Here is a 19,342-nt window from a genome sequence, read left to right as displayed (position 1 = left end):
GCCTCAATCGTGAGTGCGTACGAAGACCCGTACCTGATCATCTCCTCCGACTGCCACGCGGGACTGCCCACCGAGCAGTACCGCCCCTACCTGGACAGCGCCTTCCACCCGCAGTTCGACGAGTTCCTCGGCCAGCGCGACGCCCGCCGCGCCGAGGCCACCAAGCTGGGCGTGCGCAACGAGGCCTTCGCCGAGAAGTGGTTCCACGACCACGAGGAGGGCCTCAAGGGCGGCTGGGACGTCGGGCAGCGCCTGAAGGAACTCGACGGCGACGGCGTGGCCGCCGAAGTCGTCTTCCCCGACGCCGACGCCGTGGACAGCCAGACCGCGGCCCCCTTCGGAGTGGGCCTCGGACTCTCCGGCGACCAGGACCCCGAGCTCGGCATGGCCGGCGCGCAGGCCCACAACCGGTGGCTGGCGGAGTTCGTGTCGGAGAACCCCGAACGGCACTGCGGGGTGGCCCTGCTGCCCATCACCGGCGAACCGGACAAGGTCGTCGCCGAGATATACCGCGCCAAGGCCTCCGGGCTCGGCGCCCTGATGATCCCGGCGATGTGGGTCGACAAGGCCCCGTACCACGACCGCCGTTACGACCCGGTGTGGGCGGCCGCCGCCGAGACGCAGATGCCGATCGTCACCCACTCCGGCTCCTCGCCGCGCCACGAGTACGGGGACCACCTGGGCATCTTCGTCTCCGAGGTCACCTGGTGGCCGGCCCGCCCGCTGTGGTTCCTGCTCTGGTCCGGGGTCTTCGAGCGGCACCCGGGGCTGAAGTTCGGCGTCGCCGAGTCGGGCTGCTGGTGGCTGCCGAACCAGCTCTGGTTCATGGACCGGCTCTACCTCGGCGCCCACGGCGGCAAGAAGCTCTCGCCGTTCGAGGAGCTGAAGCGGCCGCCGAGCGAGTACCTCGACCGGCAGGTGTTCATCTGCGCGACGAACACCAAGCGGCGCGAGCTGGCCCAGCGCTACGAGATCGGCGTGGACAACATCCTGTGGGGCTCGGACTTCCCGCACCCCGAGGGGACCTGGCCGAACACCCGCGGCTGGCTGAAGAACACCTTCCACGACATCCCGGTCGGGGAGACCCGCCGGATGCTGGGCCTGGCCGCGGCCGAGGTCTTCGGCTTCGACACCGAGAAGCTGGCGCCGGTCGCCCGCCGCATCGGCCCCACCCCGGCCGAGCTCGGCCAGAGCGAGGACCAGGCGGCCGTGGAGGCCTCCTGGGCGCGCTCGCGCGACGTGGGCCGGCACTGGCTGACCGACAACGACTTCCCGGTGCTGGGGGTGAACCCGTGAGCACCGAGAACCCGGCCGCCGGGGAGGACCGCTACACGGTCATCTCGGCCGACTGCCACGCGGGCGCCGACCTGCTGGACTACAAGCCGTACCTGGAGAAGCGCCACCACGAGGAGTTCGACGCCTGGGCCGCGACCTACGTCAACCCGTACGAGGACCTCCTCGCGGACACGGCCGACCGCAACTGGAACTCGCAGCGCCGCCTCACCGAGCTCGAAGCCGACGGGATCGTCGCGGAGGTGCTCTTCCCGAACACCATCCCGCCGTTCTTCCCCAAGGCCTCGCTGATGGCCCAGCCCCCGACGGCGGCCGAGTACGAGATGCGCTGGGCCGGGCTCCAGGCCCACAACCGGTGGCTGGCGGACTTCTGCGCGGACGCGCCGGGCCGCCGGGCGGGCGTGGTCCAGATCCTGCTCAACGACGTGGACGCGGCGGTCAAGGAGATCCGCCGCACCCGCGACGCGGGCCTGACCGGCGGCATCCTGCTGCCCGGCGTCCCGCCCGGCTCCACCGTTCCCGAGCTCTACTCGGAGGTCTACGACCCGATCTGGGCCGTGTGCGACGAGCTGGACGTGCCGGTGAACCACCACGGCGGCTCCGCCTCGCCGCCGCTGGGCGACGAACCGGCGGCGCGGGCCGTCTTCATGGTGGAGACCACCTGGTTCTCCCACCGGGCCCTGTGGCACCTCATCTTCGGCGGTGCCTTCCGCCGCAACCCCGGGCTGAAACTGGTCCTGACGGAGCAGGGCTCCGGCTGGATCCCCGGCGTGATCGAGATGCTGGACTACTACCACGGCCGCCTGGTCGCGGCCTCGGCCACCGCCGAGGCCAAGTTCGGGGCCGGGCTGGCGGAGTCCATGGGCAAGGGGCCGAGCGAGGTCTGGCGGGAGAACTGCTTCGTGGGAGCGAGCTTCATGCGCCCCCACGAGGTCCCGCTGCGGGACCGGATCGGCCTCGACAAGATCATGTGGGGCAGCGACTACCCCCACGACGAGGGCACCACGCCCTACTCCCGGGAGGGCCTGCGCATCGCCTACGCGGGCCTGCCCCGCGAGGAGGTAGCCGCCATGGTCGGCGGCAACGCCGCCCGGGTCTACGGCTTCGACCTCGCCCTCCTCGACGCGGTCGCCGCCAAACACGGCCCCCTCGTCTCGGAGGTCGCACAGCCCCTGACCGAGGTCCCGCCCGCCGCCACCAGCCCGGCCTTCGCCCGCGGGGGCTCGGTCCGGGTCTGGTAGCACCGGCGCCCCGCCCCGCGGTACCCGCGCCCCACCGGGGCGGCTCAGTCCCTGCGGACGAGCCGCTCCGGCGGGATCAGCTCCGCCCCGGTGACGTGCGTGCCCCGGCGCAGCTCGATCACCAGGTCCGCCAAGGGGGCGAGCGGGGCCAGGTCCACGGTCCCCAGGCATTCGCTCAGCACCAGCCGGCGCAGTGCCGGGACCTCGCGCAGCGCCTCCAGCGACCCTTCCAGGGCGCACCGGATCAGCGTGAGCCGGCCCAGGCGCTCGTACGGCAGCAGCGCGCCGGCCGATACGGGCGCGGCGTGCCGGATCTGCAGCGCGGTCAGCCCCCTGAGCGGCAGCGAGCGCACCAGCTGCCGGTACTGGGTGCTCCCGGCGACCGTCAGCTTCTCCACCCGCGGCCAGCGCTCGATCCCGTCGAGCGTCATCCGCCGGGCGCCCTGCCACAGGTGCAGCGCGGTCAGCGAGTCCGCGGCGGGAACGTCCCCGATCCGCCGCTCCTCCGGTTCGAAACCGATGATCAGGGAGCGCAGCCCGGCCGCCCCCGCGAGCGGGGCGAGCGAGAGGTCGTCGCGGAGGTAGCCGAAGGCGAGGCTGTCCGCCCGGAGTTCGCCCACCACCTCGATCCCGGTGACCTGCGGGCAGTCCAGGACGCCCAGGTGCCGCAGCGAGGACCGGCCGGCCAGCGGGGACAGGTCGGCCAGCCGCGGGTTGCGGTGCAGGGTCAGCGACTCCAGGTCCGGCCGCCCCGCGATCTCCGGCGGGACCGGGCCGTCCCAGGTGACGTGCAGCCGGCGTACGTGCCGGAGCCGGTCCAGGGCCCGTAACTGTCCGGGCGTGCGCACGTGCAGGTGGGCCGTGGTCATGGGGGCGTCCGCGAGCACCGTGTCCGCGTACACGTCCACGGGGAACCGCCCCCAGGCGTCGGAGAGTTCGCGGGCGGGCTCGTAGCGGTCGTCCCCGCGGAAGCCCGCGATCACCTGGAGCGCCCGGTCGCCGCCGACGAGCGCCGCCGTACGGATCGTCGCGGCCGCCTCGGCTTCCACGAGCCCGCCCGGCTCCGGCAGCAGCTCCAGCACCAGTTCCCCGGCCTTGGCCAGTTCCTCGGCCTGGCCCGGGGAGCGCGGGGGCAGCAGGAGCGCCGTCCGGGCCGTCACCTCGCCCCGGACCTCCGGATCCAGCTCCGGCGCGTGTTCCAGACAAGCCGCCGCGAGCAGCACGAGCCGGCTGCGCTCGGGCTCCGACCGGTCGACCCGTGCCAGCAGCTCCCGCAGCAAGTAGGCGCGTTCGTCGGGGCGGGCGTGCCCCACGGCCATCCGGACCACGTTGTCCCAGGTGTACTCGTGCGCATTGCGCACCAGGACCCCGAAGTCCCGCGCCTCCACGGCCGCCTTGGCGCCGAGGTAGTCCTGGAAGGTCTGGTGGACGAACAGGACCGAGCCCGGTACCGGCTCGCGGAGCAGCCCGCTGCGGATCAGCAGATGGCGGAAGACCGTCCGCGCGTCACCCTGGGCCTTGACCTGGGGCATGGAGTCGAGCGAGGAGTCGATCATCCGGACCGCCTCCTCGGCGGAGGCCTCCACCTGCCCGTTGCGGATCAGCCAGTAGGCCAGCCGCTGGAGCAGCAGGGTCTGCTCGTCCCGGCTGAGGTAGACGCCCTCGACCCCGGAGATGTCCCGCTCGCTGTCGCGGCGGATCAGCAGCATGTCCAGCGCGGTGTCGTACAGCTCCTTGCGGGCCCGGGGCAGATGCATCCGGCGGTCCCGGTTCAGCGCGCACAGCAGGGCGCACATGAGCGGGTTCGTCGCCAGCCTGCCCAGGTCCCGGCGCGTTCCCACGGCCTCCAGGAGCGCCTTCTCGTACCGGTCGAGGAGGTCGCGCTCGGGCCCCGCTCCCTCGCCGTCCGCCTCCGCCCGGGCGGAGGCGTGCCAGTGGGTGATGAAGGCGCCGACGTCGTCCCGGTCCATCGGCAGCAGGGCGAGGGAGGTGAAACCGTGGGCGGTGAGCCAGTCCTCGGGAACCGCCGAGTGACGGGTGGTGACCACGAAGCGGGCCGCCGGGTACGCGGTGAGCAGGTCCCGCAGCCAGGACTCGGTCCGGTCGCGCAGCCGCGGGGGCACCTCGTCCACTCCGTCGATCAGCACCAGCGCCCGGCCGGAGGCGAGGAGTCCGGCGATCCAGCCCTCCGGCGGCGGCAGCGGGACACCGGTGGCGCCGAGCCAGTCCTGCGGCCGGGGCAGTCCGGCGGGGGAGTTGAACGAGCGCAGCGGCAGGACGAAGGGCACCAGGCCGTTCCAGTCCCGCAGCTGGGGCCCGAAGCTGCTCCGGGAGGCATTGAGGGCCAGCCATTTCACGAGGGTGCTCTTGCCCGAGCCGGCCGGGCCCCGCAGCAGGACCCGCTCCGTCGCGTTCAGCGCCACCTCGGCCTTCACCGAGCTCTGCAGGCCGGGTTCCTCGAGGAACTCCCCGCCGCTGACCGCGAGGCTGATGTAGGCCAGGTCCAGCGACCAGTCCTGGCGGGCCTGGCTGAGCGTCAGCCCGTACAGCTGGACCCGCCCCTGGGCCCCGGCCACGTACCGGGCGTACCGCTCCTCGAAGACCGCGGCGGGGTCCTCCTCCTGCTCCTGCGGCCGGCCGCCGAGGCACAGCACGAACAGCTTCCGGTAGGCGGCCTCCGCGGCGGGGGACAGCTCCGCGGGCGCCGGGGGCACCGGGACGGGCGCGGGTCCGGAGGCGGCCACGAGCAGGGCCCCGGCCTGCCGCGCACCGAGCGCCGCGAACGCCCGGCCGACGGCGCCCACCGCCGCGCGGCGGGCGGGTTCGTCCAGCCCCGCGCTCCCCTCCGTCAGCAGGGCGGCCAGCCGCTGGGCGCGGCGCAGCCGTCCGGGGGCGTCCTCCCGCGGACGGCTGAGCCTGGGTCCCCCCGGCGGCCGCGCCCTGACCAGGGCCCGTGCCACCGCGTCCGCCGCCGCCGAGGCGATCTCCCCGAATCCCGCTTCGTGCCCCATGCCCACGCCTTCCCCCGGTCCCGGACGCCGTCACCCGGAAGCATCTCGTGAACCGTCGGTAACACCGATGGATACCGATCGGTAACAACCTCTAGCCGAGCCCCCGAACCCGCCTCTATGGTGCGGACATGCCGAACCTGCCCGATGTCGTGCTGTGGTCCATACCCGCCTTCGTCCTGCTCACCGTCGTAGAGCTCGTGAGCTACCGCATCCATCCCGACGAGGACTCCGCCGGGTACGAGACCAAGGACGCCGTCACCAGCCTCGGCATGGGGATCGGCAGCCTCGGCTTCGACTTCCTCTGGAAGATCCCGATCGTCGCGATCTACACCGCCGTCTACGAGCTCACCCCGCTGCGCGTCCCCGTCCTGTGGTGGACCGTTCCGCTGATGCTGCTCGCCCAGGACTTCCTCTACTACTGGCAGCACCGCGGCCACCACGTCATCCGGATCCTGTGGGCCTGCCACGTCGTCCACCACAGCAGCCGCAAGTTCAACCTCACCACCGCCCTGCGCCAGCCCTGGACCAGCGCCACCTCCTGGCCGTTCTACCTCCCGATGATCGCGCTGGGCGTGCACCCGGCCGCCATCGCGTTCTGCTACTCGGTCAACCTCGTCTACCAGTTCTGGATCCACACCGAGCGCATCGGCAAACTGCCCCGGCCGATCGAGTTCGTCTTCAACTCGCCCTCCCACCACCGCGTCCACCACGCCTCCCAGGGCGGCTACCTGGACCGGAACTTCGGCGGCATCCTGATCGTCTGGGACCGGATGTTCGGCTCCTGGGTGGGGGAGACCGACAAGCCCGTCTTCGGCCTCACCAAGAACATCGGCACCTACAACCCGCTGCGCGTCGCCACCCACGAGTACGCCTCCATCGCCCGCGACGTCCGCGGGGCCGCCACCTGGCGCGAGCGCGCGGGACGCGTGTTCCGCGGCCCCGGCTGGCAGCCCGCGCAGCCGGCGCAGGCCGAGGCGCCCGCCCCCGCCCCCGCCCCCGCTTCCGCCCCTGCCCCTGCCCCCGCCCCTGCCCCCGCTTCCGCCCCCGCCCCGGAGCACGCCGCGTGAGCGCCACCGGGTCCGCCCCCGATCGCACGCAGGCCCGTACGCCCTCCTGGGCGCGCCCCGCCCTTCCCCCCGGCTCCGGCCCCGCCACCAGGGTGCTGCTCGTCGCCTTCGCGGCCGCCACCGCCGTGGACCTCGGATCCCTGCTCGCGGGCTGGCACACCGGGCACCTCATCGCCAAGCCGCTGCTGATGCCGCTGCTCGTCGCCTACGCCGCCACCCGCCGCGCCCCCCGCCTGCTGATCGCGGCCCTGCTGTTCGGCTGGGGCGGGGACCTGGCCCTGCTCTTCGACGCCGATCCCGCCTTCCTGATCGGCATGGGCTCCTTCGCCGCCGGGCACGTCTGCTACCTGGTGCTGTTCGGCCGCCGCCGTACGGGACCCCTGCTCGGGGCCGCGTACGCCGCCGCGCTGCTGTCCACCGTCACGCTGCTCTGGGGCGACCTGCCCGCGGAGCTGCGGATCCCGGTCGCCGGGTACAGCCTGCTGCTCACCGCGATGGCCTACCGCTCCAGCGCCCTGGGGCGGCGGGCCGCCATCGGCGGGGCGCTGTTCCTGCTCTCCGACACGCTCATCGCCACCGGGGTCGCCGAGTGGCCCCAGCTGCCCCGCCCCGACTTCTGGGTCATGGCCACGTACGCGGCGGCCCAGTACCTGCTGGCCACCGGAGCGCTCGCGCCGCAGCGGGCGTACGGTAGGGAAGCCCTACAGGGCCCCACCATTTCCTAACCGGAGGACTGCACCACCATGCGCGCCACCGTCATCCACGCCCCGCACGACATCCGCGTGGAGGAGGTGCCCGACGCCGCGATCCAGCGCCCCGAGGACGCCGTCGTCCGCGTCCTGCGCGCCTGCATCTGCGGCAGCGACCTCTGGGCCTACCAGGGCGTGGCCAAGCGCCAGCCCGGCCAGCGGATCGGGCACGAGTTCCTCGGCGTCGTCGAGGAGACCGGCTCCGCCGTCTCGGACCTGCGCGCCGGAGACCTCGTCGTCGCCCCCTTCATGTGGTCCGACGGCACCTGCGCCTACTGCACCGAGGGCCTCTACACCTCCTGCGAGCACGGCGGCTTCTGGGGCTCGGTCGGCCACGACGGCGGCCAGGGCGAGGCCGTCCGGGTCCCGCACGCCGACGGCACGCTGGTGAAGCTGCCCGCCGACGCCGCCTCCGACGACCACCTGCTGACCGCGCTGCTCGCGCTGTCCGACGTCATGGGCACCGGCCACCACGCGGCGCTCGGCGCGGGGGTCCGCAGGGGCTCCACGGTCGCCGTCGTCGGCGACGGAGCGGTCGGCCTGTGCGGGGTCCTCGCGGCCAAGCGCCTGGGCGCCGACCGGATCATCGCGATGGGCCGCCACACCGTCCGTACGGACATCGCGAAGCTCTTCGGGGCCACCGACGTGGTCGCCGAGCGCGGCGAGGCCGCCGAGGCGGCCGTGCGCGAGCTCACCGGGGGCCAGGGCGCCCACTCGGTCATCGAGGCGGTCGGCACCGAGCAGTCCATGCGCACGGCCGTGAACATCGCCCGCGACGGCGGGGCCATCGGCTACGTCGGCGTCCCGCACGGCAGCGGCACCGGCCTGGACCTCGGCGTCATGTTCGACCGCAACCTCACCCTGCGCGGCGGCGTCGCGCCGGTCCGCGCGTACATCCCCGAGCTGCTCGCGGACGTGCTCAGCGGTGCGATCGACCCGTCGCCGGTCTTCGACCGGGCCGTCAGCCTGGCCGAGGTCCCGGACGGCTACCGGGCGATGGACGACCGCAGCGCGCTCAAGGTCATGATCAAGCCGTAGGGCGTGCCGGGAAGACGACGGAGGGGCCGGCCGGGGGATCACCCCCGGGCCGGCCCCTCCTTCAGGTCCGAGCCGCTACTTCACGGCCTTCAGCGCGTCGACCACGCCGAAGCCGTCGTAGCTGTTCTGGCCCCACTTGCTGTTGCAGGTGGTGGCGTCGACCAGCACGCCGGCCGCGTCGTAGACCTTCTCGGGGCAGGCCGTCTTCGTGGCCTGCGCCTTGAGGAGCAGCTGGAGCTGCGCCGGGTTCGCCCACGGGTGCGCGCTCTTGAGCAGCGCCGCGACACCGGCGACGTGCGGGCCGGCCATCGAGGTGCCCTGCTTGTAGCCGTAGCCGCCGCCGGGGAGGGTGGACAGTACGCGGCCGTTGGCGTCCGGGGTGGCGGGGATCTGCCACTTGTCGCCGCCGGGGGCCGCGACGTCCACGACGCCCAGGCCGTAGCTGGAGTAGTAGGACTTGAAGCCCTGGACGCCGGTCGCGCTCACCGTCACCACGCCCGGGAGCTGCGTGGGCAGGTCCAGGCAGACGTGCGGGTCGATGGTGCGGGTGACCGGGGTCTCCACGTCGTCCGGGCTGGTGTCGTCCACGATGGCGTCGGACGCCAGGTCGTGGTTGGAGTTGCCGGCCGAGGCCACGCTGAGCACGCCCTTGCGCTCGGAGTACTTCGTCGCCCGGCCGAGGGCCTCCACCAGCGCCTTCTGGTCGTCGTCCGACTTGCAGTTGTAGAGCCAGGGGTCGACGTAGTAGCTGTTGTTGGTCACCTCGATCCCCTTCTCGGCGGCGAACATGAACGCGCAGACGACCGCCTCGGTGAAGAAGAGGCTGGTCGCGGGCTCGCTCACCTTGATCGCGGCGACCTGGACGCCGGGCGCCACACCGCTGATGCCTATGCCGTTGCGCGCGGCCGCGATGGTGCCCGCCACGTGGGTGCCGTGGTCGCTGCCGTCCGCGTACGGACGCCACGCGCCCTCGGTGGTGTCGGCGACGCCGCCCACGCAGTTGGCGGACTGGCCCTTGGAGAAGTTCGGGGCCAGATCGGGGTGGGTGTCGTCCACGCCCGTGTCGATGACGCCCACCGTGACGTTGCGGCTGCCATCGTTGATCTTGTGAGCCTGATCGGCCTTGATCGCCCGCAGATCCCACTGGTTCGCTTCCAGGGGCTCCTGCCCCGGCTCGGCCTGCGCCGCCGCCTTCGCGGCGTCGGAGTCGCTCAGCCGCTGCGTGGTGCCCTCCTCGGTGGTCTGCACGACCGAGAGCGGGGCCGTACGGGTGGCGCCCACCGAGACGAACAGGCCGCGCTGCCCGCGGAGCTGCTTGGCGAACTCCGGGTTCTGGGAGTGGGCTACGACCACACCGATCTGCTCATATGCGATCACCACGGTGCCACCGGCCCGCTCGATCGCCTTCTTCGCCTGCTTCACGCTTCCGTACGAGGTCAGGTTGGCCACGTAGGAAAGCTTGGGGCCGGAGGTGTCGGGCCTGGCCGTGGCCGCCGAGTCCGCCGTCACGCCGACCGGGGCGGCGGAGGCCGCGACCGTGGGCAGGAAGGCGAGCGAGGCGGTGAGCGCCAGGCCGACCGGAACGGCGAGGGCGCGCCGCCGGTTACCGGTTCCCAGATGAGCCATGGGTTCTCCACATCATCGTGAAAAAGCCGTGCGGGCGCGGTCGCACCCGACGGGTTCATGACACGTGAACCTAGTGCCGCCGTTCGACTCGGCGCCATCAGTTCGAGGAATCAGTTCGAGGAATCAGTTCCCAAAGAAACAAACAGGTGTTGAACCGCCCCGACGCGCCGGACGTGCCGTTGACAGGGGGACCGGTACCACCTTCCCCCGCACGGAGGTTGTTTTGTCCGCCTTCCCTGCCGTTCCCGCTGTTCCCACCGCCCCCGCGTCACAAGGAGAGTCCCCCGTGACCACCGAAGCAGCGCCGCCTCCGGGCAGTCCGGGAGCGCCGCCGGCGACCCCGGCGGCCGAAGAGTTCGTACGCGTCCAGCAGAGCCCGGAGTTCGCCGAACTGCGCCGCGCCCACCGCTCCTTCGCCTTCCCGCTCACCGTGGCGTTCATCGCCTGGTACCTGCTCTACGTCCTGCTCTCCAACTACGCGGGCGGCTTCATGGGGACGAAGCTCTTCGGCAACATCAACGTCGCGCTCGTCCTGGGCCTCGGCCAGTTCGCGACGACCTTCCTCATCGCCTGGCTGTACTCGCGCCACGCGGCGACCCAGCTCGACCCCAAGGCCTCGGCCATCAAGGCAAGGATGGAGGCCGGCGAATGAGCGCCCCGCTGTACGTGGCGCTGGCCGGAGCGGCCACGGCGGGCACGACCACCGCCGCCGGCGCCTCCGAGCACCGCCCGCTGATCATCACCCTGTTCGGGGCGTTCGTCATCGCCACCCTGGCCATCACCATCTGGGCCGGACGCCAGACCAAGGACGCCGCCGACTTCTACGCGGGCGGCCGCCAGTTCACCGGATTCCAGAACGGCCTGGCCATCTCCGGCGACTACATGTCCGCCGCGTCCTTCCTCGGCATCGCCGGAGCCATCGCCCTCTTCGGCTACGACGGCTTCCTCTACTCCATCGGCTTCCTCGTCGCCTGGCTGGTGGCCCTGCTCCTGGTCGCCGAACCGCTGCGCAACTCCGGCCGCTACACGATGGGCGACGTGCTCGCCTACCGGATGCGCCAGCGCCCCGTGCGCACCGCCGCCGGCACCTCCACCATCGTGGTCTCGATCTTCTACCTGCTCGCCCAGATGGCCGGCGCCGGCGTGCTCGTCTCGCTGCTCCTCGGCATCACCAGCGACCTCGGCAAGGTCGTGATCGTCTCCCTGGTCGGCGTCCTGATGATCCTCTACGTCACCATCGGCGGCATGAAGGGCACCACTTGGGTGCAGATGATCAAGGCGGTCCTGCTGATCGCGGGCACGCTGCTGATCACCTTCCTGGTGCTGTGGAAGTTCAGCTTCAACATCTCGGACCTGCTGGGCAAGGCCGCCGACAACAGCGGTCAGGGGGTGAAGTTCCTGGAGCCGGGCCTGAAGTACGGCAAGGACTCGACCACGAAGCTGGACTTCATCTCCCTCGGCCTCGCCCTGGTCCTGGGCACCGCCGGCCTGCCGCACATCCTGATCCGCTTCTACACGGTCCCCACGGCCAAGGCCGCCCGGAAGTCCGTGAACTGGGCCATCGGCATCATCGGCGCCTTCTACCTGATGACGATCGTCCTCGGCTTCGGCGCCGCGGCCCTGCTCAAGCGGGCCGACATCATCGCCTCCAACAAGGCCGGCACCACCGCGGCCCCGCTGCTCGCCCAGGAGATCGGCGGCGGCGCCGGCTCCACCGGCGGCGCGGTGCTGCTCGCCGTGATCTCCGCGGTGGCCTTCGCCACGATCCTGGCGGTCGTCGCGGGCCTGACGCTGGCCTCCTCCTCGTCCTTCGCCCACGACATCTACGTGAACGTGATCCGCAAGGGCAAGGCGAGCGAGAAGGAGGAGGTACGGGCGGCCCGCTGGTCGACCGTGGTCATCGGAGCCGTGGCCATCGGCCTCGGCGCCCTGGCCCGCGACCTGAACGTGGCCGGCCTCGTCGCCCTGGCCTTCGCGGTCGCCGCCTCGGCGAACCTGCCGACCATCCTCTACAGCCTCTTCTGGAAGCGCTTCACCACCCAGGGCGCCCTGTGGTCCATCTACGGCGGCCTGGTCTCCTCGGTCGTCCTGGTGCTGTTCTCGCCGGTCGTCTCCGGCAAGCCCACCTCGATGTTCAAGGGCGCCGACTTCTACTGGTTCCCCCTGGAGAACCCCGGCATCATCTCCATCCCGCTGGGCTTCCTGCTCGGGTGGCTGGGAACCGTCCTGTCCAAGGAGAAGGCGGACCCGCAGAAGTTCGCCGAGCTCGAGGTCCGCTCGCTCACCGGAACCGGCGCGCACTGACCCCCTGCGCCTCGGCGCCGGCACCTAAACGGATGCTCCGAACACCGAGCGTGGCCGTGTCGTATTTCCCTACGACACGGCCACGCCTCGTCTCGTTCATTCGGGCACCCCTATACGTCACAGGTGTCGCGTAGGCTCGTTGATAGCGCTCGTACTCTCATCCATCGCGACGCAAACCTCTACAAACCGGACAGGGGAGGGGGCTTACAGTGCTTCTCGACACCTACGGCCGCGTAGCCACTGACCTGCGCGTCTCACTCACCGACCGGTGCAATCTGCGCTGTACGTACTGCATGCCCGAGGAGGGCCTGCAGTGGCTCGGCAAGTCGGATCTGCTCAGTGACGAGGAGATCGTCAGGCTGATCCGCATCGCGGTCACCGAGCTCGGGATCAAGGAAGTCCGCTTCACCGGCGGCGAACCGCTGCTCCGCCCCGGCCTCGTCGGGATCGTCGAGCAGTGCGCGGCCCTGGAGCCCCGCCCCAAGATGTCGCTGACCACCAACGGCATCGGCCTCAAGCGCACCGCCCAGGCGCTCAAGGCCGCCGGCCTGGACCGGGTGAACGTTTCCCTGGACACCCTGCGGCCCGAGGTCTTCAAGACCCTGACCCGGCGCGACCGCCACAAGGACGTCATCGAGGGCATGGCCGCCGCCCGCGAAGCCGGCCTCACCCCCGTCAAGGTCAACGCGGTCCTGATGCCCGGACTCAACGACGACGAGGCCCCCGACCTGCTGGCCTGGGCCGTGGAGAACGAGTACGAGCTCCGCTTCATCGAGCAGATGCCGCTCGACGCCCAGCACGGCTGGAAGCGCGACGGCATGATCACCGCCGGTGACATCCTGGAATCCCTGCGCACCCGCTTCACCCTCACCGAAGAGGGGTCCGAGGAGCGCGGCTCCGCCCCGGCCGAGCGCTGGGTCGTCGACGGCGGCCCCGCCACCGTCGGGGTCATCGCCTCGGTCACCCGCCCCTTCTGCGGAGCCTGCGACCGTACGCGCCTCACGGCCGACGGCCAGATCCGCACCTGCCTCTTCGCCACCGAGGAGTCCGACCTGCGCGCCGCCCTGCGCTCGGGCGCCCCGGACGAGGAGATCGCCCGCCTGTGGAAGGTGGCGATGTGGGGCAAGAAGGCCGGATCCGGTCTCGACGACCCGACCTTCCTGCAGCCCGACCGCCCGATGTCGGCGATCGGCGGCTGAGCTCCGCCGCCGGCAACGGCTCCGAGCGACCCCGAGGGCTCGCAGCGGCTACGGCCGCTGCGAGCCCTCGGGCGCTTCCCACGCGTCGAGCCGCACGACGTCCTTGAGGAAGCCGCGGACCCCCAGGAACTGGGAGAGGTGCTCGCGGTGCTCCTCGCACGCCAGCCAGGTCTTGCGGCGCTCTGGGGTGTGCAGCTTCGGGTTGTTCCACGCCAGGACCCAGACGGCCGGCGCGCGGCAGGCCTTGGCGGAACAGGTGGGTACGTCGGGGGCGGAAGCGTCGTTCAGAAGCGCATCAAGGGGAGTCACGGCTCAACCCTAAGACGGAATGGCGACGCCGAGCAGCCACGGGGGGAGCTGCCCGGCGTCGGTCCGTCGCTCCGACGGGGGATGCGGAGCGCGTAGGCAGTATGTCACGCAGGACCCGGTGCGGTGCACTGGAACTTCATGATTGATCTGAGCTTTTCTTGAGGTTCCCGTCACCCAGCGCGGGGTGCACGGGCGCCGGGACGAAGTGGGAGGGCAGGGAGGGCGTCGACTCGCGCCCCGCGTTGGCGATGACCACGGCGATGTACGGCAGCAGCGCCCCCGCGACGAGCGTCACGACGGCCACGGGCCGCTCCACGTTCCACAGGACGATCGTGGCGATCACCGACAGGGTCCGGATCAGCATCGAGATCACGTACCGGCGCTGGCGTCCCCGTACGTCCTCGGCGAGGCTCATCCTGGCCCCGGTGATCCGGAAGACCTCGGACCCGTTCCGCTTCGTCCGCTCCACAACCCACCACCCGATCGACCGCCGGGCACTCCCCGGCCCGGACGCCTCCACGGTACGCCGCCCGCCCGCAGCCCGGCAGAGGGGGTGTCCCCCGAATGGAGCCGTCCGAAATGCGCAGTAGGCCGGACGGGTCGAGACTGGGCCCACATGCGCACAACGCGCAAGGAGGAGGCTCGACATGGGTTGGTTGTGGGCGATCATCGTCGGCTTTGTACTGGGACTGATTGCCCGGGCGATCCTGCCGGGCAAGCAGCACCAGCCCCTTTGGCTGACCACGATCTTCGGCATCATCGGCGCCGTCCTCGGCAACGCCGTGGCCACCTGGATCGGCGTCAACGAAACGCGCGGCATCGACTGGATCCGGCACCTGCTGCAGATCGCCGGAGCCGTCGTGATCGTCGGTCTCGGTGACCTGATCTACAGCTCGCTCCGCGGCAACAAGAGGCAGATGACCTGAGGGCTCCGGCCCCGCCGCGCGGCGCAGCGCGACGGAGCACGACGCAGGGGCCGGCCCGGACGATACGTCCGGGCCGGCCCCTGCGTCGTACCGCGGGCGGCGTCTAGCCGGTGACCTCGACCGCCGCCAGGTTCTTCTTGCCGCGGCGCAGCACCAGCCAGCGCCCGTGCAGCAGGTCCTCCTTCGCGGGGACCGCGTCCTCGGAGGCGACCTTCACGTTGTTGACGTAGGCGCCGCCCTCCTTCACGGTCCGGCGGGCGGCCGACTTGCTCGCGACCAGCCCGGTCTCCGCCAGCAGGTCGACGACCAGGCCCGGCTCGGCCACCTTCGCGTGCGGCAGCTCGGACAGGGCCGCGGCCAGGGTGGCCTCGTCCAGCTCCGCCAGCTCGCCCTGGCCGAACAGCGCCTTGGACGCCGCGATCACGGCGGCGCACTGGTCCGCGCCGTGCACCAGCGTGGTCAGCTCCTCCGCCAGCGCCCGCTGGGCGGCACGCGCCTGCGGCCGCTCGGCGGTCTGCGCCTCCAGCGCCTCCAGCTCCGCGGGGGTCTGAAAGGACAGGATGCGCATGTAGGTGGAGACGTCCCGGTCGTCCACGTTCAGCCAGAACTGGTAGAACGCGTACGGGGTGGTCATCTCCGGGTCGAGCCAGACGGCGCCGCTCTCGGACTTGCCGAACTTGGTGCCGTCCGCCTTGACCATCAGCGGGGTCGCGATGGCGTGGACGTGCGCGTCGGGCTCCACGCGGTGGATCAGGTCGAGACCGGCCGTCAGGTTGCCCCACTGGTCCGAGCCGCCCTGCTGGAGCACGCAGCCGTGGCGGCGGTACAGCTCCAGGAAGTCCATGCCCTGGAGCAGCTGGTAGCTGAACTCCGTGTAGCTGATGCCCTGGTCGGACTCCAGCCGCTTGGCGACCGAGTCCTTCGTCAGCATCTTGTTCACGCGGAAGTGCTTGCCGATGTCCCGGAGGAACTCGATGGCGGACAGGCCCGCCGTCCAGTCCAGGTTGTTCACCATGAGCGCCGCGTTCTCGCCCTCGAAGGACAGGAACGGCTCGATCTGGGTGCGCAGGCGCGCCACCCAGTTCGCGACGGTCTCCGGGTCGTTCAGGGTGCGCTCGGCGGTCGGCCGCGGGTCACCGATCTGACCCGTGGCACCGCCGACCAGCGCCAGCGGGCGGTGGCCCGCCTGCTGGAGCCGGCGCACGGTGAGGACCTGCACCAGGTGACCCACGTGCAGCGAGGCCGCCGTCGGGTCGAAGCCGCAATAGAACGTGACGGGACCGTCCGCGAACGCCTTGCGCAGCGCTTCTTCGTCGGTGGACTGGGCGAAGAGCCCGCGCCACTTCAGTTCGTCGACGATGTCCGTCACGGTTCTGGGTCTCCTTGAGCGAGATGAAACGGGGTGGAACGAGATGAAACGGAAAGCTGAGGGTTTCCCCGCCAGTCTAGGCGGGGAAGGCGGACAGCTCTCACGCTTTGTTGATCAGACTCCCTTGCTGACCGAGCTCATGTTGAAGTCCGGGATGCGCAGCGCCGGCATCGCGGTCCTGGTGAACCAGTCGTTCCATTCGCGCGGCAGGGTCTTCTCGGTCCGGCCGGCCTCCGAGGCCCGCGACAGCAGGTCCACGGGGGACTCGTTGAACCGGAAGTTGTTGACCTCGCCGACGACCTGGCCGTCCTCCACCAGGTAGACCCCGTCCCGGGTCAGCCCGGTGAGCAGCAGCGTCGCCGGGTCCACCTCGCGGATGTACCAGAGGCAGGTCAGCAGCAGCCCGCGCTGCGTCGAGGCCACCATCTCCTCCAGCGACTTCTCCCCGCCGGCCTCCAGGATCAGGTTCCCGAACGACGGGGTGACCGGCAGCCCGGTCAGTTCCGCCGTGTGCCGGGTCGTGGTCAGCCGGGCCAGCTCCCCGTCCTTGATCCACTCGGTCGCCGGGACCGGCAGGCCGTTGTCGAAGACGGAGGCGTCGTCGCCGGAGCTGTGCGCGATCACGAACGGCGCGGACTCCAGGCCCGGCGCGTTCGGATCGCTGCGCAGGTTCAGCGGCAGCGGGGAGAGCCGCTCGCCGAGCCGGGTGCCGCCGCCGGGCTTGGAGAAGACGGTCCGGCCCTCCACCGCGTCCCGCGCCGAAGCCGACCACATCTGGTAGATCAGCAGGTCGGCCACCGCCGTGGGCGGCAGCAGCGTCTCGTACCGCCCGGCCGGCAGGTCGATCTTCCGCTCCGCCCAGCCGAGCCGTACGGCCAGCTCCGCGTCGAGCACGGTCGGGTCCACGTCCTTGAAGTCCCGCGTCGCGCGGCCGGCCCAGGCCGAGCGCTGGCGGTCCGGGGACTTCGCGTTCAGCTCCAGGGTGCCGTTGGGCTGGTCGTGGCGCAGGCGCAGCCCCGTAGAGGTCCCGACGTACGTGGAGACCAGCTCGTGGTTGGCGAACCCGTACAGTTCGCGGCCGCCCGCGCGGGCCCGGGCGAAGGCCTCGCCGAGGGCCGGGGCGAAGTCCGCGAACACCGCCGAGGAGGTCTCGGCCGGGGCGTCGGCGAAGTCGGGCGCGGACGGGGTACCGGTGACCAGCGGGCGGGCGTCCTCCGCCGGTCCGGCGCCGCGGGCGGCCGCCTCGGCGGCCCGGACCAGCGGCTCCAGCTCGGCGGCCGTGACGGCGGAGCGCGAGACGACCCCCGAGGCCGTGCCCTCCTTGCCGTCGACGGTGGCGATGACCGTGAGGGTCCGGCCGCGGGTGACCCCGTTGGTGGTCAGGGCGTTGCCCGCCCAGCGCAGGTTGGCGCTCGACTGCTCGTCGGCGATGACGACGCAGCCGTCCGCGGTGGACAGCTCCAGCGCCCGCTCGACGATCTCGTGGGGCTTGGTGGTGCGACTCGACGAGGTCATCGTCCGGCCTCCTGCGTGGTGTTCAAGATGTTCACGTCGCGGAACAGCGCGGACGGGCAGCCGTGCGAGACCGCCGCGACCTGGCCCGGCTGGGCCTTGCCGCAGTTGAAGGCGCCGCCCAGGACGTAGGTCTGCGGACCGCCTACCTTCTCCATCGAGCCCCAGAACTCCGTGGTCGTGGCCTGGTAGGCGACGTCGCGCAGCTGTCCGGCGAGCTCGCCGTTCTCGATGCGGAAGAAGCGCTGCCCGGTGAACTGGAAGTTGTAGCGCTGCATGTCGATGGACCAGGAACGGTCGCCGACCACGTAGATCCCGCGTTCCACCCCGCCGATCAGGTCCTCGGTCGAGAGGCCGCCCGGATCCGGCTGGAGCGAGACGTTCGCCATGCGCTGGACGGGCACGTGCCCGGGGGAGTCGGCGTAGGCGCAGCCGTTGGAGCGGCCGAGGCCGGTCAGCTTCGCGATCCGCCGGTCCGTCTGGTAGCCGGCCAGGGTGCCGTCCTTGACCAGGTCCCAGCTCTGCGCCTCGACGCCCTCGTCGTCGTACCCGATGGTGGCCAGCCCGTGCTCGGCCGTCCGGTCGCCCGTGACGTTCATGACGGGGGAGCCGTAGGCCAGCTTGCCGAGCTGGTCGAAGGTGGCGAAGGAGGTGCCGGCGTACGCCGCCTCGTAGCCCAGCGCCCGGTCCAGCTCGGTGGCGTGGCCGATGGACTCGTGGATGGTGAGCCACAGGTTCGAGGGGTCCACGACCAGGTCGTAGCGCCCGGCCTCGACGCTCGGGGCCCGCATCTTCTCGGCGAGCAGCCCGGGGATCTGCTCCAGTTCGGCGTTCCAGTCCCAGCCGGTGCCGGTCAGGTACTCCCAGCCGCGCCCGGCCGGCGGGGCGATGGTGCGCATCGAGTCGAACTCGCCGGTGGCGGCGTTCACGGCGACGGCGGTGAGCTGCGGGTGAATGCGCACCCGCTGCTGGGTGGTGGAGGTGCCCGCGGTGTCGGCGTAGAACTTGTTCTCGTGGACCGCGAGCAGCGAGGCGTCCACGTGGGCCACGCCGTCGGCCGCCAGCAGACGCGCGCTGAAGTCGGCGAGCAGCGCGGCCTTCTCGGTGTCCGGCACCTCGAAGGGGTTCACGTCGTAGGCGGAGATCCAGGTCTTGTCGGCGTGCACCGGCTCGTCGGCGAGCTCGACCCGCTCGTCCGATCCGGCCGCCTTGATCACCTGGGCGGAGAGCTTCGCCATGGCCACGGCCTGCGAGGCCACCTTGGCGGCGGCGTCCATGGTCAGGTCCACACCGGAGGCGAACCCCCAGCTGCCCCCGTGCACGACACGGACCGCGAAGCCGAGGTCCGTGGTGTCGGACCCGCCGGAGGGCTTGGCGTCGCGCAAGCGCCAGGAGGCGCTGCGGATGCGCTCCAGACGGAAATCGGCATGGTCGGCGCCCAGTGCGCGGGCCCGCGCGAGCGCCGCGTCGGCGAGCGCCCGCAAGGGCAGCGCGGTGAAGGCCGCGTCGATGGAATGGGGCACGGAGGTCCTCCCGGGGGTTGGGGCAGCAGGCACGATCATGTCGCGCCGGGGCTCGCGGTGCCTACATCTTTCTGTAGGGACTCGACAGAGCGGGTACCGCGGCCCTGTCGGAGCCGGATTCTCCGTAAGGGGTACTTGACCTATAGGTTTTTGGTATTCAGACCGCTAGTCGAAA

Annotated in this window: 16 protein-coding genes; 9 read left to right on the top strand and 7 right to left on the bottom strand. The window is 71.6% G+C overall.

Going from position 1 to position 19,342, the window contains the following annotated elements:
* The first annotated feature begins 9 nt into the window (after window positions 1–9).
* Both ACIA8F_RS06165 and ACIA8F_RS06160 read left to right on the top strand, forming a co-directional pair.
* The gene (locus ACIA8F_RS06165; RefSeq protein WP_399377046.1) at window positions 10–1,296 is read left to right on the top strand and encodes an amidohydrolase family protein; all 1,287 of its coding nucleotides are present in this window, start codon (window positions 10–12) and stop codon (window positions 1,294–1,296) included.
* On the top strand, window positions 1,293–2,534 hold the full coding sequence (locus ACIA8F_RS06160) for an amidohydrolase family protein (protein ID WP_399377045.1): 1,242 nt from the start codon (window positions 1,293–1,295) through the stop codon (window positions 2,532–2,534). Before ACIA8F_RS06165 ends, ACIA8F_RS06160 begins: the two co-directional genes overlap by 4 nt.
* 44 nt (window positions 2,535–2,578) lie before the next feature.
* Here ACIA8F_RS06160 and ACIA8F_RS06155 read toward each other — a convergent pair whose 3' ends face one another.
* Window positions 2,579–5,545 carry an NACHT domain-containing protein gene (locus tag ACIA8F_RS06155; RefSeq protein WP_399377044.1) on the bottom strand — a complete coding sequence of 989 codons (2,967 nt, stop codon included), beginning with the start codon at window positions 5,543–5,545 and terminating at the stop codon, window positions 2,579–2,581.
* A 128-nt stretch (window positions 5,546–5,673) separates the two neighbouring features.
* Between ACIA8F_RS06155 and ACIA8F_RS06150 the strand changes: the two genes are divergently transcribed.
* Genes ACIA8F_RS06150 through ACIA8F_RS06140 form a run of 3 tightly spaced genes read left to right on the top strand, consistent with a single transcriptional unit; the run spans window position 5,674 to window position 8,399 of the window.
* Window positions 5,674–6,612, top strand: coding sequence for a sterol desaturase family protein (locus tag ACIA8F_RS06150; protein ID WP_399377043.1), 939 nt, complete (start codon window positions 5,674–5,676; stop codon window positions 6,610–6,612).
* The gene (locus ACIA8F_RS06145; protein ID WP_399377042.1) at window positions 6,609–7,337 is read left to right on the top strand and encodes a lysoplasmalogenase; all 729 of its coding nucleotides are present in this window, start codon (window positions 6,609–6,611) and stop codon (window positions 7,335–7,337) included. The genes ACIA8F_RS06150 and ACIA8F_RS06145 overlap by 4 nt, the downstream gene beginning before the upstream one ends.
* 18 nt (window positions 7,338–7,355) lie before the next feature.
* Window positions 7,356–8,399, top strand: coding sequence for a zinc-dependent alcohol dehydrogenase family protein (locus ACIA8F_RS06140; protein WP_399377041.1), 1,044 nt, complete (start codon window positions 7,356–7,358; stop codon window positions 8,397–8,399).
* 75 nt (window positions 8,400–8,474) lie between these two features.
* Here ACIA8F_RS06140 and ACIA8F_RS06135 read toward each other — a convergent pair whose 3' ends face one another.
* Window positions 8,475–10,025 carry a S8 family serine peptidase gene (locus ACIA8F_RS06135; RefSeq protein ID WP_399377040.1) on the bottom strand — a complete coding sequence of 517 codons (1,551 nt, stop codon included), beginning with the start codon at window positions 10,023–10,025 and terminating at the stop codon, window positions 8,475–8,477.
* A 286-nt stretch (window positions 10,026–10,311) separates the two neighbouring features.
* On the opposite strand from ACIA8F_RS06135, the gene ACIA8F_RS06130 reads away from it, so the two are divergent.
* The 3 genes from ACIA8F_RS06130 to moaA all read left to right on the top strand — a co-directional run bounded on the left by ACIA8F_RS06130 (window position 10,312) and on the right by moaA (window position 13,528).
* Complete coding sequence (locus tag ACIA8F_RS06130; RefSeq protein WP_399377038.1) at window positions 10,312–10,677, top strand: DUF485 domain-containing protein; 366 nt, start codon at window positions 10,312–10,314, stop codon at window positions 10,675–10,677.
* Window positions 10,674–12,329, top strand: a complete 1,656-nt coding sequence (locus ACIA8F_RS06125) for a cation acetate symporter (protein WP_399377037.1) — start codon at window positions 10,674–10,676, stop codon at window positions 12,327–12,329. Before ACIA8F_RS06130 ends, ACIA8F_RS06125 begins: the two co-directional genes overlap by 4 nt.
* 209 nt (window positions 12,330–12,538) lie before the next feature.
* Window positions 12,539–13,528 (top strand): GTP 3',8-cyclase MoaA, encoded by a 990-nt coding sequence (gene moaA / locus ACIA8F_RS06120; RefSeq protein ID WP_399377035.1) that lies wholly within the window; start codon window positions 12,539–12,541, stop codon window positions 13,526–13,528.
* A gap of 48 nt (window positions 13,529–13,576) precedes the next feature.
* Here moaA and ACIA8F_RS06115 read toward each other — a convergent pair whose 3' ends face one another.
* Both ACIA8F_RS06115 and ACIA8F_RS06110 read right to left on the bottom strand, forming a co-directional pair.
* The gene (locus ACIA8F_RS06115) at window positions 13,577–13,837 is read right to left on the bottom strand and encodes a hypothetical protein (RefSeq protein WP_399377034.1); all 261 of its coding nucleotides are present in this window, start codon (window positions 13,835–13,837) and stop codon (window positions 13,577–13,579) included.
* Window positions 13,838–13,973: 136 nt separating this feature from the next.
* On the bottom strand, window positions 13,974–14,306 hold the full coding sequence (locus ACIA8F_RS06110; protein WP_399377033.1) for a DUF3099 domain-containing protein: 333 nt from the start codon (window positions 14,304–14,306) through the stop codon (window positions 13,974–13,976).
* A gap of 178 nt (window positions 14,307–14,484) precedes the next feature.
* Between ACIA8F_RS06110 and ACIA8F_RS06105 the strand changes: the two genes are divergently transcribed.
* Window positions 14,485–14,763 carry a GlsB/YeaQ/YmgE family stress response membrane protein gene (locus tag ACIA8F_RS06105; protein ID WP_399377032.1) on the top strand — a complete coding sequence of 93 codons (279 nt, stop codon included), beginning with the start codon at window positions 14,485–14,487 and terminating at the stop codon, window positions 14,761–14,763.
* A gap of 103 nt (window positions 14,764–14,866) precedes the next feature.
* Here ACIA8F_RS06105 and tyrS read toward each other — a convergent pair whose 3' ends face one another.
* The 3 genes from tyrS to ACIA8F_RS06090 form a co-directional block, all read right to left on the bottom strand.
* Complete coding sequence (gene tyrS / locus ACIA8F_RS06100; RefSeq protein ID WP_399377031.1) at window positions 14,867–16,132, bottom strand: tyrosine--tRNA ligase; 1,266 nt, start codon at window positions 16,130–16,132, stop codon at window positions 14,867–14,869.
* 114 nt (window positions 16,133–16,246) lie between these two features.
* Entirely contained in the window at window positions 16,247–17,647 is a 1,401-nt protein-coding gene (locus tag ACIA8F_RS06095) for a metallopeptidase TldD-related protein (protein WP_399377030.1), read from the bottom strand.
* Window positions 17,644–19,206: a TldD/PmbA family protein gene (locus ACIA8F_RS06090; protein ID WP_399377029.1), complete on the bottom strand. Its 1,563-nt coding sequence runs from the start codon at window positions 19,204–19,206 to the stop codon at window positions 17,644–17,646. The genes ACIA8F_RS06095 and ACIA8F_RS06090 overlap by 4 nt, the downstream gene beginning before the upstream one ends.
* Window positions 19,207–19,342: the final 136 nt, after the last annotated feature.

Source organism: Streptomyces sp. NPDC051563 (assembly GCF_044454225.1).
GTDB lineage: Bacteria > Actinomycetota > Actinomycetes > Streptomycetales > Streptomycetaceae > Streptomyces.
Note: the sequence above shows the minus strand (reverse complement) of the source record. Positions and strands in the feature narration are given on the sequence as shown.

Excerpts from the sequence above, each read along its gene's own strand:
- ACIA8F_RS06150 (WP_399377043.1), top strand. The coding sequence starts at position 5,674 with ATGCCGAACCTGCCCGATGTCGTGCTGTGGTCCATACCCGCCTTCGTC.
- ACIA8F_RS06090 (WP_399377029.1), bottom strand. The coding sequence starts at position 19,206 with ATGATCGTGCCTGCTGCCCCAACCCCCGGGAGGACCTCCGTGCCCCAT.
- ACIA8F_RS06105 (WP_399377032.1), top strand. The coding sequence starts at position 14,485 with ATGGGTTGGTTGTGGGCGATCATCGTCGGCTTTGTACTGGGACTGATT.
- ACIA8F_RS06155 (WP_399377044.1), bottom strand. The coding sequence starts at position 5,545 with ATGGGGCACGAAGCGGGATTCGGGGAGATCGCCTCGGCGGCGGCGGAC.
- ACIA8F_RS06125 (WP_399377037.1), top strand. The coding sequence starts at position 10,674 with ATGAGCGCCCCGCTGTACGTGGCGCTGGCCGGAGCGGCCACGGCGGGC.
- ACIA8F_RS06135 (WP_399377040.1), bottom strand. The coding sequence starts at position 10,025 with ATGGCTCATCTGGGAACCGGTAACCGGCGGCGCGCCCTCGCCGTTCCG.
- ACIA8F_RS06140 (WP_399377041.1), top strand. The coding sequence starts at position 7,356 with ATGCGCGCCACCGTCATCCACGCCCCGCACGACATCCGCGTGGAGGAG.
- ACIA8F_RS06095 (WP_399377030.1), bottom strand. The coding sequence starts at position 17,647 with ATGACCTCGTCGAGTCGCACCACCAAGCCCCACGAGATCGTCGAGCGG.